The organism is Microbispora corallina (assembly GCF_016863035.1).
Taxonomy (GTDB): Bacteria; Actinomycetota; Actinomycetes; order Streptosporangiales; family Streptosporangiaceae; genus Microbispora; species Microbispora corallina.
Window position 1 is genome coordinate 1 of record NZ_BOOC01000063.1, and the last position, 14,270, is coordinate 14,270.

The 14,270-nt window shown below is 73.1% G+C and carries 13 protein-coding genes; 8 read left to right on the plus strand and 5 right to left on the minus strand.

Features of this window, described 5'->3' with window-relative positions:
- Positions 1-85: 85 nt before the first annotated feature.
- Positions 86-760 carry a type 1 periplasmic-binding domain-containing protein gene (locus Mco01_RS37310; RefSeq protein ID WP_204061540.1) on the minus strand — a complete coding sequence of 225 codons (675 nt, stop codon included), beginning with the start codon at positions 758-760 and terminating at the stop codon, positions 86-88.
- A 174-nt stretch (positions 761-934) separates the two neighbouring features.
- Here Mco01_RS37310 and Mco01_RS37315 point away from each other — a divergent pair, with 174 nt between their 5' ends.
- The 3 genes from Mco01_RS37315 to Mco01_RS37325 all read left to right on the plus strand — a co-directional run bounded on the left by Mco01_RS37315 (position 935) and on the right by Mco01_RS37325 (position 5,008).
- Positions 935-2,146: a HupE/UreJ family protein gene (locus Mco01_RS37315; protein ID WP_204061541.1), complete on the plus strand. Its 1,212-nt coding sequence runs from the start codon at positions 935-937 to the stop codon at positions 2,144-2,146.
- Positions 2,147-2,264: 118 nt separating this feature from the next.
- Positions 2,265-3,812: a purple acid phosphatase family protein gene (locus Mco01_RS37320; RefSeq protein ID WP_204061542.1), complete on the plus strand. Its 1,548-nt coding sequence runs from the start codon at positions 2,265-2,267 to the stop codon at positions 3,810-3,812.
- 125 nt (positions 3,813-3,937) lie between these two features.
- Positions 3,938-5,008, plus strand: coding sequence for a WxL protein peptidoglycan domain-containing protein (locus Mco01_RS37325; protein WP_204061543.1), 1,071 nt, complete (start codon positions 3,938-3,940; stop codon positions 5,006-5,008).
- 134 nt (positions 5,009-5,142) lie between these two features.
- On the opposite strand, the gene Mco01_RS37330 is transcribed toward Mco01_RS37325, so the two are convergent.
- The 4 genes from Mco01_RS37330 to Mco01_RS37345 form a co-directional block, all read right to left on the minus strand.
- Positions 5,143-5,760, minus strand: coding sequence for a superoxide dismutase family protein (locus Mco01_RS37330; RefSeq protein WP_204061544.1), 618 nt, complete (start codon positions 5,758-5,760; stop codon positions 5,143-5,145).
- Positions 5,761-5,931: 171 nt separating this feature from the next.
- The gene (locus tag Mco01_RS37335) at positions 5,932-6,297 is read right to left on the minus strand and encodes a DsrE family protein (RefSeq protein WP_204061545.1); all 366 of its coding nucleotides are present in this window, start codon (positions 6,295-6,297) and stop codon (positions 5,932-5,934) included.
- The gene (locus Mco01_RS37340) at positions 6,287-6,919 is read right to left on the minus strand and encodes a carboxymuconolactone decarboxylase family protein (RefSeq protein WP_204061546.1); all 633 of its coding nucleotides are present in this window, start codon (positions 6,917-6,919) and stop codon (positions 6,287-6,289) included. The genes Mco01_RS37335 and Mco01_RS37340 overlap by 11 nt, the downstream gene beginning before the upstream one ends.
- Before the next feature lie 67 nt (positions 6,920-6,986).
- A complete protein-coding gene (locus Mco01_RS37345) occupies positions 6,987-9,572 on the minus strand; it encodes an ATP-binding protein (protein ID WP_204061547.1) in 2,586 nt (861 codons plus the stop codon).
- Positions 9,573-9,708: 136 nt separating this feature from the next.
- On the opposite strand from Mco01_RS37345, the gene mdcA reads away from it, so the two are divergent.
- The 5 genes from mdcA to mdcE are packed head-to-tail and all read left to right on the plus strand — an operon-like array spanning position 9,709 to position 14,253.
- Positions 9,709-11,361 carry a malonate decarboxylase subunit alpha gene (mdcA, locus tag Mco01_RS37350; protein WP_204061548.1) on the plus strand — a complete coding sequence of 551 codons (1,653 nt, stop codon included), beginning with the start codon at positions 9,709-9,711 and terminating at the stop codon, positions 11,359-11,361.
- A gap of 6 nt (positions 11,362-11,367) precedes the next feature.
- On the plus strand, positions 11,368-12,270 hold the full coding sequence (locus tag Mco01_RS37355; RefSeq protein WP_204061549.1) for a triphosphoribosyl-dephospho-CoA synthase: 903 nt from the start codon (positions 11,368-11,370) through the stop codon (positions 12,268-12,270).
- Positions 12,258-12,548, plus strand: coding sequence for a malonate decarboxylase subunit delta (locus Mco01_RS37360; protein ID WP_204061550.1), 291 nt, complete (start codon positions 12,258-12,260; stop codon positions 12,546-12,548). Before Mco01_RS37355 ends, Mco01_RS37360 begins: the two co-directional genes overlap by 13 nt.
- The gene (locus tag Mco01_RS37365) at positions 12,545-13,414 is read left to right on the plus strand and encodes a biotin-independent malonate decarboxylase subunit beta (protein ID WP_204061551.1); all 870 of its coding nucleotides are present in this window, start codon (positions 12,545-12,547) and stop codon (positions 13,412-13,414) included. Before Mco01_RS37360 ends, Mco01_RS37365 begins: the two co-directional genes overlap by 4 nt.
- Positions 13,411-14,253 (plus strand): biotin-independent malonate decarboxylase subunit gamma, encoded by an 843-nt coding sequence (mdcE, locus tag Mco01_RS37370; RefSeq protein ID WP_204061552.1) that lies wholly within the window; start codon positions 13,411-13,413, stop codon positions 14,251-14,253. Before Mco01_RS37365 ends, mdcE begins: the two co-directional genes overlap by 4 nt.
- The last annotated feature ends 17 nt before the right edge of the window (positions 14,254-14,270 follow it).

Consider the following 14,270-nt stretch of genomic DNA (forward strand, 5'->3'; position numbering starts at 1 on the left):
GCCCACGGACGCAGAGCCGTCCGTGGGCCCGCCGCACATCGGGGCCGGAGGAGCACCTCCTGAGCCGGGGCCCCGGACGCCCGGCTCAGTCGAGCCAGATAACGACGCCGGTCAGGCCGCTGAGCACCGCCGCGGCACCGGCCCGCACGGCGCGCCCGGCGCGTTCGGGGGTGAAGGAGGCCGCGTCGTACGTCGAGGACGCGCCGAGCCCCTCCCCCCGGAAGGAGGCGCCGGCCCAGTCGGCGGAGGTGACGTTCGCCGTGGGCTCGGCCAGCTCGGCGCCGATCACGAGGAACTGCTGGTCGAGGTGGTTGGGGGTGACCATCGCCAGCGGGTCGATGAGATCGTTGCCGGCGCTGATGATGAGGTCGGGCTTCATCTGGAGCGCGCTGCTGATGCTCGGGATGAACTGGTCCGGCTTCGTCGCCTTGATCGTCTTGAGGCTGACCTGCTGCTCCTCGGCCCATCCCGTCACGGCGTCCACCAGTGTCCTGGTCTGGCGGTCGTCCCCGGCGGTGAGCAGCACGACGCGGTAGTCCGGTGACGGACGGACCCCGTCCCACGACCGGGGCCGGGGCGTGACGGTCGCCTCCGGAGCGGGCGGCGCGGCCGGGTCGAAGAACCCCGGGCCGAGAGTGCCGACGGCGGTGGGCTTCGCGTGCGGCCGGGACCAGTCGTCGCCGGAGCCGCATCCACCGACCAGTACGACGGTCGCGACTGCCGCCGTGAGCATGCCGGCGGGCAGAAGCCGAGAGCGCATGGGGATCGTCCTTCGAGGTGACGGGAAGTGCGCCTATTTCCTACCTCAACCAGTGCCGTCCTCGGAGCTGGGGGCGTGCCCATCTTGGCCTGGTTCGTCACTGTTTGCGCGCAAGCCGCCGTTCGTTCATCTCCGTCGAGCAGATTGCGTTACCCAAACCGGAAAAGGAGTCACATGTCCCCCGCCGCTCGGCGTCGTGCCTGTGCTGTCATCGCCGCCGCAGCCGTGGCCGTCCTGCTCAGCGCCCTGCCTGCTTTCGCCCACGGACTCAGCTCGACCGTGTACGTCGACCTCACCTCCCCCGCGACCGGGCACGTCCGTACCGAACTCGAGCTGGAGTACGACCTGCTCGTCGTCTCCGCCGCCGACGCCGAGAAGGACGACCCGCTCTTCCAGACGGGCAACGCGGCGTTCGAGGACCATGACACGGCGAAGCAGGCCGCCGCGCTCAACGCCCACGCCCGCACGGTCGTCGCGTACGTCACCCAGCGGTTCGGCGTCACGGCCGAGGGCAGGGCCTGCGCCCCGGCCCAGGAGGGCGGCTTCAGGATCGGGCAGCGCGAGGGCGTCCCGTACGCGCTGATGGTCCTGGACTACCGGTGCCCGGAGTCCGCCGAGTCGCACGAGGTGCGCGCCCGGCTGTTCCCCGACTCCGAGGGCTACGTGCGCGACAGCAAGACGATCGTGACCTACGACCTCGACCTGAGGACCGGGAGCACCGCGATCGACGCCCAGCACCGGTCGTTCTCCACGCAGCAGTCGTTTCTCGAGCGGTTCTGGCAGTTCTTCCGGCTCGGCGCCGAGCACCTGCTCACCGGGCTCGACCACATCCTGTTCCTGCTCGCGCTCATCGCGGGGTCACGCCGGCTGCGCGAGATCGTGCTGGCCGCGACGACCTTCACGCTGGCGCACTCAGTGACCTTCATCCTCGCCGCCCTCGGCCTCGTGCAGCTGCCCGCGTCGTTCGTCGAGCCCGTCATCGCCCTTTCGATCGCGGTGGTCGCGGCCTGGCATCTGTGGCGGCTCTGGCGACGCCGATCGCACGCGACGGATCTCGAGACGACCGGGCACGGTCACCTCAGCCTGGACCGCGCGGGCTGGACCCGGCTCGCGGTGGTCTTCTGCTTCGGCCTCGTGCACGGACTCGGCTTCGCCTCGGCGCTCGGGATCAACCAGGCCTGGTCGTGGACCCTGCTGTGGTCGCTGCTCGTCTTCAACGTGGGCATCGAGGTCGTCCAGCTGTCGATCATCGCCGTCGTCTTCCCGTTGCTCGCCCTGCTGCGTCACCGCCGGCCGCTCGCCGGGCTGGGGACGACCGGCGCCATCGCCACCGGTGTGTCGGTGATGGGCCTGGTCTGGTTCGTGGAGCGCGTGGCCGGGATCTGAGGAAACGCCACAACTTCCGGCACGCGCAACGATCCGCCTGCCTGACGTTCACCTCTAGGTCATCGGCTTCCGGAATCTTGACAAACCTCCCCAATACCCTCAAATTGGATGGAACTTCATGAAGATCGACAAGGGGACGCAGCGCCCCGGGCTCGTTCTGCGCCGCGCGGCCATGACCGCCACCGCGGCGGCCATGGGCGTCACCGCCGCCTTCGGCGTCGGCATGGCGACCGCGGCCCACGCCGACAACGCGGCCGCTCCCACGGGGATCGTCCTCGGTGTGGGCGCCGATGAGGCGCAGCGCGTGCTGTCCTGGTACTCCTCCACCAACACCCCGCAGGTGGTCCAGGTCGTACCGACGCACTCCCTGGAGCACGGCCAGTTCCCCCGGAAGGTCGTCACCTTCCCGGCCACGGTGACCGCGAACACGGTGAACGGCGGCTACAACGCGCACGTCACCCTCGACGGGCTCAAGCAGAACACCTCGTACTCCTACCGTGTCGGCGCCGAGGGCAGCTGGTCCGCGACCTACACGTTCAGCACGCAGAGCTTCAAGGGCAACTTCGACTTCCTGTTCTTCGGCGACCCGCAGATCGGCTCGTCCGGCGACACGGCGAAGGACGGCGCCGGCTGGCAGGACACCCTGAACGTCGCGCTCGCCGCCAACCCGAAGGCCGAGCTGCTGGTGTCGGGCGGCGACCAGGTCGAGTCCGCGAACACCGAGACCCAGTGGAACGCGTTCCTCGGCTCCGACAAGCTGCGCCAGTACCCGTGGGCCGCCACCATCGGCAACCACGACGTGGGCGGCAAGGCGTACGAGCAGCACTTCTGGACGCCGAACACCGACCGCTCCGCGCCGTTCTACAACGGCGACGCCACCACCCGGTCGGGCGGTGACTACTGGTTCATCTACAAGGATGTCCTGTTCATCGACATCAACAGCAACGCGTACGCCAACGGCGCCGACGCCGCGCACATCGGCTACGTCACCAACGTGGTCAAGACGCAGGGCGCCCACGCCAAGCACACGGTGCTGGTGTACCACCACTCGATCTACTCTCCGGCCGACCACGCCAACGACTCCGACAACAAGCAGCGCCGTCTGGACTTCCCGACCGCGTTCTCGAACCTCGGCGTCGACCTGGTCCTGCAGGGTCACGACCACAGCTACTCCCGTAGCTACGTGATCAAGAACGGCCAGAAGGCCAACAAGGACGAGCGCCCCGGCGACGCCCAGGTGGTCGAGGGTCCGGGCGGCGTCGTCTACGTGACGGCGAACTCCGCGTCGGGTTCGAAGTACTACGACCTCACCGCTCCCGACACGACGGCGGACCCGAACTACGGCCCCGACCCGCTCAACCCGAAGAGCCACTGGGCCAACTCGGTCGAGAACCAGGAGCACGTCCGCACCTACGTGAAGGTCGAGGTGCGCGGCGGCAAGCTCATCGTCCAGGACATCCGCAGCGGCAACTGCGCGGCGCCCAACTCCGCCGTGGAGCTGGGCAAGGTCTCGTGGTGCGGCCCGAACAGCGGCGCCACCCCCGCCCAGCCGGTCGGCTCCAGCGTCGACAAGGTCGTGATCCACACGAACGACGGCAAGCCCGGAAAGCCCGGCAAGCCTGAGCCCGGCAAGCCCGCCAAGCCCGAGTCCGACTGGCTCCAGTAGCCGACCGAGGGCGAGTGGGGCCGTGAGGATCAGCTGATCCGGCTCCCACCACCAGGTGGGGTGGGCACCGTCCGGTGCCCACCCCACCACCCGTTTTCCACCCCGCCTTTCCTAGGGATCACCAGATGCACCCGTCCAGACCCCGTACGACCACAGCAGCCCTCGCCCAGGTCGCCGTCGCGGCGCTGCTCGCCACACTCGGCCTCCTCGTCACGGGAGCGGGACCCGCCGCCGCGGACGGGGACGCCACGTGGACGGTCAGGACGGCGTCCAACGACTTCGGGTCGGACCGAGAGAACTTCAGCTACACCCTGGATCCGGGCGGACGGCTCGAGGACGCCCTCGTGGTCGCCAACAACGGCGCCACGCCGCTCCACCTCGCCGTGTACGCCGCCGACGGGTTCACCACGAAGGACGGGCGACTCGACCTCGTCGGCAGGGACGTCTCGTCGGCGAAGGTGGGGGCCTGGGTCCATGCGGACCGGCCCGACGTGACCGTCCCGCCCGGCGAGTCGGCCGAGGTGCCGTTCACGCTGACGCTGCCGGACAGCGCCGTGCCCGGCGAGTACATGGGCGGCATCGTCACCGTGCCCGCGGAGGCCGGTCAGGGGGACCGGCGTCTCGGCATCCGGATCCGGCTGCGCGTCGGCGGAGAGCTCAGGCCGAGGGTGTCGGTGGAGGACGCCCAGGTGCGCTACTCGGGCACGTCCAACCCGTTCGGGAAGGGCGACGCCACCGTCACGTACACGATCCGCAACACCGGCAACGCCATCCTCGCCGCCCGGCAGGCGGTGTCCGTGTCCGGCCCCTTCGGCCGCCTGGCCGTCCGCGCCGGCCGCATCGGCGACTCGCCCCAGCTGCTGCCCGGTGACACCTGGAAGGTCTCCGTACCGGTACGCGGGGTCACGCCGGCGCTGCGGCTGACGGCGACGGTCAGCCTCCTCCCGCTGCTCACCGACTCGGCGGGCTCGGTCGCCCCGCTCACCGTCGTGGAGGACACGGCGGACGCGTGGACCGTCCCGTGGGCGCTGCTGCTCCTCCTCGTCGTGGTCCTCGCCGGGCTGGTCGCCGCGGCCCTGGCCGTCCGGCGCCGCCGCCGGAACGGGACCCGGGAGGACGTCCGCGAGCGCGAGGACGTACGCGAGCAGGGGCCCGCCGAGCAGCCGCTCCGCGAGCGGGAGACCTCCGGCCAGTGACCGTCCGACGGCGCGGGGAGCGTGACGCCGAGCCTTACGGGGGCCCCGGCGATCAGAGCTCCGCGAGCGGGAGGCCCTCGTCGAGGGGTCTCCCGTCCGTCAGTAGACGAAGGGCCAGCCGGCCGCGTCGTACGTCACCTCCTCTGGATCACCCCACAGGCGATCCGGCCGCCGGAGTCACCGGCCTTGAGCGTCTCGGCGTCCGGGCCCGCCTTCCCGGACTGGGTATAGCGATCAGGGACGTTCGCCTCGTTGTCGGGCTTGGCGTGGATGACGACCGACGTGCCGCCCGCCTTCAGGAGATCGCCCACATTGAAGCGGTCCGTGACGAAGGACGCGCCGCCGGCGCCGTTCCTGGCGACCAGGAGACCGGGCAGGTCCCCCGCGTGCCCGGGATGGGAGCCGGAGCCCAGGTGGGGCCCCGCGCTGAAGAAGGGACTACCGGTGGCCGGGTCGGTCGACCGCGGGTCGCAGACGCCTTTCCTGTGGATGTGCAGTCCGTGGAAGCCGGGCGGCAGATTCGAGGTCCTGATGGTCAGTCTGGTCCTGCCGTTCCCTCCGTCCTCGACGCGTAGGGTGCCCACGCGCTGCCCCTTGACGTCCTTGAGCACCGCCGCGGCCCTGAGCACGGCGGCGCCTGCGGCGCCGTCTTCGGACGGGCCGGCGCCCGGTGGTGAGGCCGTGACGCCGCCGGGCGCGGCCGCTCCGATGACGAGCGCGGCGGTCAGGGACAGATATGCCTGCCGGAGCATGAGGTCCACCTCCTGCCTCTACGGCGGGGTCCCGCGACCGGGTCCGTCCTGCGGATGCTCGGCGAGAACGCGCGGGACCCTCCCTCTGACCAGCCTAGGTACGCCTGCCCGCGAACCGGACATGGCCGTCGGAGGGAACGGCGCGAAAGCGAATCCCGAGCACCCCGGCGCTCAGTAGCTGAACGTGGTCGCGCCCTCGTCGCCGATCCACTGCCACATCGGGATCGTGCCACCCAGCTCCGCGCCCTCGATGAGCCGCCGCCTGTCGAGCGCCCGCGCCTCGAAGCAGATCGGGCAGACGAGATATCGGCCGCCCGCCTTGGCGTATCGGGCCACGAGGTCGGCCAGCGGAGGGCAGCCGTCACATGCGACGGCGGTGGCGACGCCCTCCAACGCCAGCCGGGCGGCCTCCTTGGTGAGGAACATGAGCGTGGGGCGGCCCTGTTCGGCCGCCCCGAGCGCGACCAGGAAGGCCACGGTGACGCGCTCGGGATCCTCGAGCCCCGTGGTCAGGCTGACGACGGCTTTACCTGCCATGATCTTCTCCTTGTCCGTTGTCGTCCGGGCCGGCCGGGTCACTCGCCCCGCCGGCTGGGGATGCCTCGTCGCCGGTGGCCTCGACGGCCGCCCGGACATCGGGGGGCAGGTCGCGCAGGACCGGATCCGGGACGGCGCCGACCGCGGACAGCACACCGCTGAAGAACCGGCGCAGACAGACCGCGAGGACGATCTGGAGGATGTCGTCGTCGGCCAGCCCGTGCCCGCGCAGGACGGCGATGTCCCCCTCGGTCACCGCCGTGGGATCGGCGGCGACGCGGTCCGCGAAGTCCATGACCGCCACGTCCACCGGCGCCAGCCCCGCGTCGTGGTGGTCGGCCACGATCGCCCGCAGCGCCGCGTCGTCGTAGAACCGCTGACGCAGCACGCCCGCGTGCGCGAGACCGCAGTACGCGGAGCCGAGGCGGCGGGCCGCCGTCAGGGTGACCAACTCGTAGCGGCGCAGGTCCATGCCGGCCCTGACCGCCTCCGCCAGCCGCAGCCAGGCCTGATAGACCTCCGGTCGCGGCGCCAGCACCCGCAGGTAGTTGGGCACGTATCCCATCGCGGCCCGCTCGGCCTCGTAGAGCGGTGACTCGGCGGGCGTGCTGAGATAACTCATGTCTCCTCCTTGCGGCTGCGCGTGGAACGGTAGGTCCTCGCGACGATCCGCGATTGGGGAGAACTCCCTACTTTGCCGGCTTCCGGACCAGGTTCAGCCGGTGTGCCGCGGCGGCCGCCTGGCCCCGGCTCGCCACACCGAGCTTGCCCAGCACGGCGGAGATGTGATGATCGACGGTTTTGGCCGACAGCGACAGGCGCCCGGCTATCTCGGCGTTGGACAGCCCCTCGGTCAGCAGCGCGAGCACCTCCGCCTGCCGCGGCGTGAGGCCGCCGGGGTTGGCGGCCGTCGCCGGGCGCGGGCCGCGCGGCATCCCGGTGAACCCGCGCCGTCGAAGCTCGGCCCGCAGCCGCTCCGCCGTCCGCGTCGCCCCCAGCTCGCCGAGGACCCGCAACGCCTCGGCCGCCGCGCCCCGGTCGCCGCCCGCCAGCGCCTCGGCGCGCAGGTACGGGGCACCGCGCCGGGCCCACTCCGCCGCCGCGCCCGCCCAGTCTCCGTCGGCCATCATCCGGTACGGCCGGGCCCCCGCCTCGGGGAATCCGGCGCCCCCGGCCCGCCACAGCCGGTAGGCCAGCTCCCCCATGTACACCGAATGGCGCACCCGACCGGCCAGGTCCAGCCCGCGCCGGGCCTCCTCGGCGGCACGCCCTGCATCGCCGTACAGGAGGAAGTACTCCGACCGGGCCGCCGCCACCGGGCAGACCCGCTGCACCTCGCCGGTGCGTTCGGCCTGGCGAAGGGCCTCGTCGAGCGTGGCCCGCGCCTCCGGTTCCCCGCGGGCCGCCTGGATCCTGCCGCGCGCCAGCAGCGCGGGCACCACGGCCACCCCGGCCCGGGCGGGCCGGTCGAGCGCCGCGTCCGCGTCGGCGAGAGCGCCGGCCCAGTCACAGCGCACCAGCCGCACCCCCGCCCGCACCCCGAGCAGGTACTGGACATACCCGTCGAGGTCCTGTCCGGTGGCGTACGCCAGCGCACGGTCGACCGCCGGTGCGGCCGCCTCGTACTCGGCCAGCTGCACCAGCGCGGTCGCCAGGTTGACCAGCGCCCGGGCGGCGTGATCGGCCATCCCGAGGGCCGAGGCGCGTTCGTGCACCTCCCGCAGCGCCGCGGCCGCGGTCTCGTCGCCGCCCGTGAGCCGGGCCGTGCTCACGTTGATCTCGGCGTGGACGGAGGTCTCCGCGTCCCCCAGCCGATCGGCCAGGGTCCGCGCCCGCTCCCCCCACGCGACCGCCGGCTCCGGCTCGCCCGCGAGCATGTGCAGCTGCGACCGGTTGCTGTAGGCCATGGCCAGGTGCCGGCCCGGCGGCTCGGACTCCAGGACGGTGACCGCCCGCGCGGCCGCCTCCCAGGCCTGCTCCGCGTCCCCCGCCCACCAGGCCAGCCGGGAGATCCAGCGCAGGTTCTCCCCGGCCGCCTCGGGTTGCCGGAGACTCTCCCGTACGGCGAGCGCCGCCCGCCGGGCGCGCAACCCCTCCTCGGCCAGCCCGGCCAGGTACGCCTGGAACGCGTAGGCCTCCAGCAGCTCGGCGCGGCGGGCGGCCGGCAGCCGGTCGGCGTACACGGCCGCCGACCGGTAGTGCGCCGTCGCCTCCCGATGGGCGCCCTGCCGGGCCGCGCCGGCCCCCGCCACCTGGCCGTACCGCAGGACGGCGGCCTCGTCCCCCGCCTGCGTCGCGTGGTGCACCAGGCGGCCCGGATCGATCCCGGCGACCCCGGCCAGCACGTCCAGCACCCGCCGGTGCAGCGCGGCGCGGCGCGCGGGCGACAGCGTGTCCTCCACCGCGCCGCGCAGCAACTCGTGACGGTACGACACACCGTCGCCGGACGGCACGAGAACCCCGGCGTCGACGCACATCTCGACCAGGTCCGGCGCTCCCGCCACGACGGCGGCGTCGGCGCGGGTCGGGATCACCGACACCAGATGGGCCAGCTCCCGGGCGGGCCGCGGCAACTGCCGCAGCCGGTCCAGGACGAGGTCCTGCACGGTGGCCGGCACCGCCCGCCCCTCCGCCTTGAGCAGTTCGGTCACCAGCAACGGGTTGCCGCCGGACAGCCGGTAGACCTGCTCCGGATCCCGTCCGGCCCGGTGCGCCTGACCGTCCACGCACTCGCGCGACAGCGGCGGCAGCGACACGCGCCGGGTGATCGCGCTGGGCAGGGCGGCAAGGGCGCCCCGCAGCGGATGCTCGGCGCCCACCTCGTCATCGCGGTAGGTCACCACGAACAGGACCGGCAGCCGGCCGATCCGCCGGCCCGACCAGATCAGCCAGTCGAGTGTGGCCTCGTCGGCCCAGTGGGCGTCCTCCACCACGACGACCGGCCGCGGACGCTGCGACGGGCCGGAGACCGCGTCCAGGAACGCCGCGAAGAGCTCCTCCTGGGCGGCGCCGGCGTTCAGCCGCTCGGCCAGGGCGCCCCCGGCCTGGCGCCCGATGTCGTGCAGCGGACCGAGCGCCCGGGGGGTGATCAACCGGTCGCAGCCGCCCCAGAGCACCCACGCCGCCGGCCCGCAGCGCCGGGCGAACTCGGCCACGAGCACGGACTTGCCGATCCCGGCCTCGCCGGCCACCACCGCCACGCGGCCGCCGTGGGCGCTCTCCCGGAGAAGACCGCTGAGGAGATCCAGCGTCTCGGAACGCTCCCACAGCTCCATGCGAACGATGGTAAAGGCGCACCCTCCACACGGCCCGTCCCCCTTTTCGGCATGCGCCGTTTTTAGCCGCCTTTGAGTTAGTTTCAGAGCTTTAGGAGGCACGAGATTCTGGTCACGGCATGACTGGGGGCACGCGATGGCCCGTGCGAAGGCGCCCGTCAGGGACTGGACGCGGAGGCGGACCGCGAAGCGGGAGCGGCTGGCGGCGGTCCGGCCGTTCGCGTCGGGCCGGATCGTGGACGCCGCGCGGACGGGTGACGCCGTGCAGGCGCTGCTGCGCCCGGGCGACCGGGTGGTCCTCGAAGGGGACAACCAGAAACAGGCGGACTTCCTCGCCGAGGCGCTGGCAGCCTGCGACCCGGATGTCGTGCACGACCTGCATCTGCTGATCGCCTCGATCAGCCTGCCGGAGCACCTCGACGTGTTCGAGCACGGCGTGGCCCGCCGTCTCGACTTCGCGTACGCCGGTCCGCAGAGCGTCCGGATGGCGCAGTTGCTCGCCGACGGCACGGTCGAGGTCGGCGCCATCCACACCTATGTCGAGCTGTACGCCCGGATGTTCGTCGACCTCATCCCGGACGTGGCGCTGCTGTGCGCCGAGCAGGCCGACCGCGACGGCAACCTGTACACCGGCGCCAACACCGAGGACACGCCCACCATCGCCGAGGCGACGGCCTTCTCGGACGGGGTCACCGTCGTCCAGGTGAACGAACTGGTCGACAGGGTCCCCCGCGTGGACATCCCGGGCGACTGGGTGGACCTGATCGTGGAGAGCCCGCGGCCGTTCGCGCTGGAACCGCTGTTCACCCGCGACCCCCGCCACATCGGCCAGGTGGAGATCCTGATGGCGATGCTGGCGATACGCGGGATCTACGAGCGGCACGCCGTGACCACGCTGAATCACGGGATCGGCTTCGACACGGCGGCCGTCGAGCTCCTCCTTCCCACGTACGGCGAGGAGCTGGGGCTGCGCGGGAAGATCTGCCGGCACTGGACGCTCAACCCGCATCCGACGCTCATCCCGGCCATCGAGAGCGGCTGGGTCGAGTCGGTGCACTGCTTCGGCGGGGAACCCGGCATGGAGCGCTACGTCGCGGCCCGCCCTGACGTGTTCTTCACCGGCCCCGACGGCTCGCTGCGGTCGAACCGGGTGCTGTGCCAGCTCGCCGGCCAGTACGCCGTGGACCTGTTCATCGGGTCGTCGCTGCAGATCGACGCCGACGCCAACTCCTCGACGGTCACCGAGGGCCGGCTGACCGGCTTCGGGGGTGCGCCCAACATGGGACACGACCCGCACGGACGCAGGCATGCCTCCCCCGCGTGGCTGGGTCTGCGGGCCGGAGAGCCCTCCGCGCTCCGGGGGCGCAAGCTCGTCGCGCAGATCACGCAGACCTTCCGCGCCGGCGGCGTTCCCGCGTTCGTCGAGACGCTCGACGCGGTCCAGGTCGGCACGGACGCGGGCATGCCCGTCCCGCCCGTCATGATCTACGGCGACGACGTCAGCCACCTGGTGACCGAAGAAGGAGTGGCCTACCTGTACAAGGCCGCGGGGCCGGCCGAACGGCGCGAAGCGGTGGCCGCGATCGCGGGCGCCACCCCGGTCGGCCGCGACGCCGACGAGCGGCGCGTCGAGGCGCTGCGCCGGGACGGCCTGGTCGCGCTGCCCGAGGATCTCGGCGTCGACATCCGCAGGGCGAGGCGCTCCCTGCTGGCGGCCCGCAGCATCGAAGACCTCGTGGCCTGGTCCGGAGGACTGTACGACCCGCCCGCCCGGTTCCGGAGCTGGTGATCCGCGATGGCGGCCGGGAGCGGGACGTCGGCGGGGGGACGCACCCGCACGCCGTTCCCGGCGCTGCTCGCGGACACGGCCGTGCGGGCGCTGCGCGAGGAGGCCTGGCTGAGTCCCACGCCCGGCCTGGTCGACCGCCGCGGAGGCGGCGCGCACGACGACATGGATCTGCCCCTCCTGCTGGCCTCCGCCGAGGCGCTGCGCCCGGCGTTCCGGCAGATCGCGGAGGCGGCGGAGCGGACGGCCGCCTGCGTCGGACTCCGGGAGGAGCTGGGCGGGCTCGGCCGCATGGGCGAGCGGGCGATGCTGCGGGTCACGGGTGGGGTCAACACCCATCGCGGGGCGTTGTGGGCCCTCGGGTTGCTGGTCGCGGCCGTCGCCGGAGGCGCCGGCGACGAGCGCGCGGCCGCCCGCGCCGCGGCCAGGCTGGCCGCTCTGCCCGACCGGTGGGCTCCGGCGGGAACGCCCTCCCATGGTGAGCGGGTACGGCGGCGGTACGGGGCAGGCGGCGCCCGGCACGTGGCCGAGGCGGCCTTTCCCCACGTCACCGAGGTCGCGCTGCCGCGGCTGCGCCGGGCCAGAGCGGCCGGCCGCCCCGAGGAGGTGGCCAGGCTGGACGCGTTGCTGGAGGTGATGAGCCTCCTGGACGACACCTGCGTCCTGTATCGCGGCGGCCCCGACGGCCTGCGCGCCGTACGGCTGGGCGCCGGACGCGTGATGGCCGAGGGAGGCGCGGGCACGGCCTGCGGCCACGCCGCGCTCATTGAACTGGACGCGTGGCTGCGGAGACGGCGGCTGTCCCCCGGCGGGAGCGCCGACCTGCTGGCCGCCGCCCTCTTCCTCGACGCGGCGCCGTGGCGGGCCCGCTCCCCCCGGGCCGTACGGGAGGCGCCGGCATGCAGACGCTGACCTACGAGTTCCCCGCGGAGCGGCCGGCCGCCCGGCGAGCCCACGTCGGCGTGGTCGGTTCCGGCGATCTGGAGGTCCTGATCATCCCCGCGGACGGCGCCGCCCGGGTGCGGGTGCGCACCAGCGTCGACGGGTTCGACACGGTGTGGCGAGTCGTGCTGGAGCGGTTCTTCGCCCGCCACCCTGTCGCCGGCAACTACGAGCTCAACGACTTCGGAGCAACTCCCGGGGTGGTCACCCTGCGCCTGCGGCAGGCGATCGAGGAGAGCGGGCCATGACGGCCCCCGACTGGGAGGCGCTGCTCGGCCGTACCAGCTTCATCGAGCTGGACGCCCGCGCGCGGGCCGGGGCGCTGCTCGACGACGGCACGGCCCGTGAGCTGTGCGGGCCCTTCGACCACCTGGACTCGCCCTGGCTGGAGCCGCAGGGCGTCGTCCCGCAGTCGGACGACGGCGTCGTCGTGGTCAGGGGAAGGCTCGACGGCCGGCCCGCGGTCGCGATCGCCATCGAACAGGCCTTCCAGGGAGGCGGCATCGGCGAGGTCTCCGGCGTGAAGATCGCGTCGGCGCTGTCCCTGGCCACCAGGGACAACCGCGACGGCATCCCGACCAGCGCGGTGCTGCTGCTGGAGAGCGGGGGCGTACGCCTGCAGGAGGCCAATCTGGGCCTCGCCACGGTCGCCGAGGTGTGCTCCGCGGTGCTGGAGCTGCGCGCCCACCAGCCCGTCATCGGCGTCATCGCCGGGGCGCTGGGCTGTTTCGGCGGCATGAGCATCGCCGCCGGGCTCTGCACCAGGCTGATCATGACGGCCGAGGGCCGGCTCGGGCTCAACGGTCCCGAAGTCATCGAGTCCGAGGCCGGTCTCGCCGAGTTCGACGCCTCCGACCGCACGCTGATCTGGTCGATCGACGGCGGAGCCCAACGCGTCAGGACCGCTCTGGCGGACGCGCTGGTCCTCGACGACGTCGGTGCGCTGCGCTCGGCGGTGATCGAGGCCGTACGGCAAGGAGTGCCCGGCGAGCACCGCTCGCAGCGCATCGGTGAGCTGCGCGCCCGCGTCGAAGCCGTCGACCCGGCCCACCCGCCCGAGCCGTCCGGCCTGGCGGCCCCGGCGAAGGGCGCACCGCCGGAGGGGGACGGATGACGAGCCGCGGGCGGACCTGGACGCACGCGCTGGCGGACGGCGCCGTGGGGGACGCCGTGCCGTCGGTCATCACGGCGGACGGCACGGTGGGACACGACGTCGCCCGCCTGATCGCCGTCGTTCCCGACCCGGGAAGCCCCTACCCCCGCGCCCGCAACGGCGAGGTCGGCCTGCGCGAAGGACTTGCCCTCGCCGAGGCGGTGACCGAGGTCGTCGCCGGCGACGCGCACCTGCCCGACGACCGCCGCCGCCCGATCGTCGCCGTCGTCGACCTGCCCAGCCAGGCCTACGGACGCGTCGAGGAGATGGTCGGCATCCACCAGGCCCTGGCCGCCGCCGTCGACGCCTACGTCTCCGCCCGCACCGCCGGACACCCCGTCATCGCGCTCATCGTCGGGCAGGCCCTGTCCGGAGGACTGCTCGCACACGGCGGCCAGGCCAACCAGATCCTGGCGCTCGACGACCCCGGCGTGGTGGTCCACGCCATGCACAAGCGGGCCGCGGCGAAGGTGACCCTGCGGACCGTCGAGGAGCTCGATGAGCTGGCCCGCCGCATCCCGCCGCTGTCCTACGACGTCGCCGACTGGGCGAGGCTCGGCCTGTGCGACCGGCTCCTGGACGTGGACGACGCCGACGACCCCACCGAAAGGGACGTGACGACGGTGAAGGAGGCGCTCACGGCCGCAGTCGAACGCGCCCGCCGCGGCCCGCGCGACCTGAGCAACCGCCTCGACTCGCCCGGCGCACGGGAGACCCGGGTGGCCTCCCGCCGCGTCCACGAGGCGCTGGCCGCCCAATGGCGACGCGTCCGCGACGACGACGGGACCGCACCTCAATGAGTCCGCGACGAGTCCGC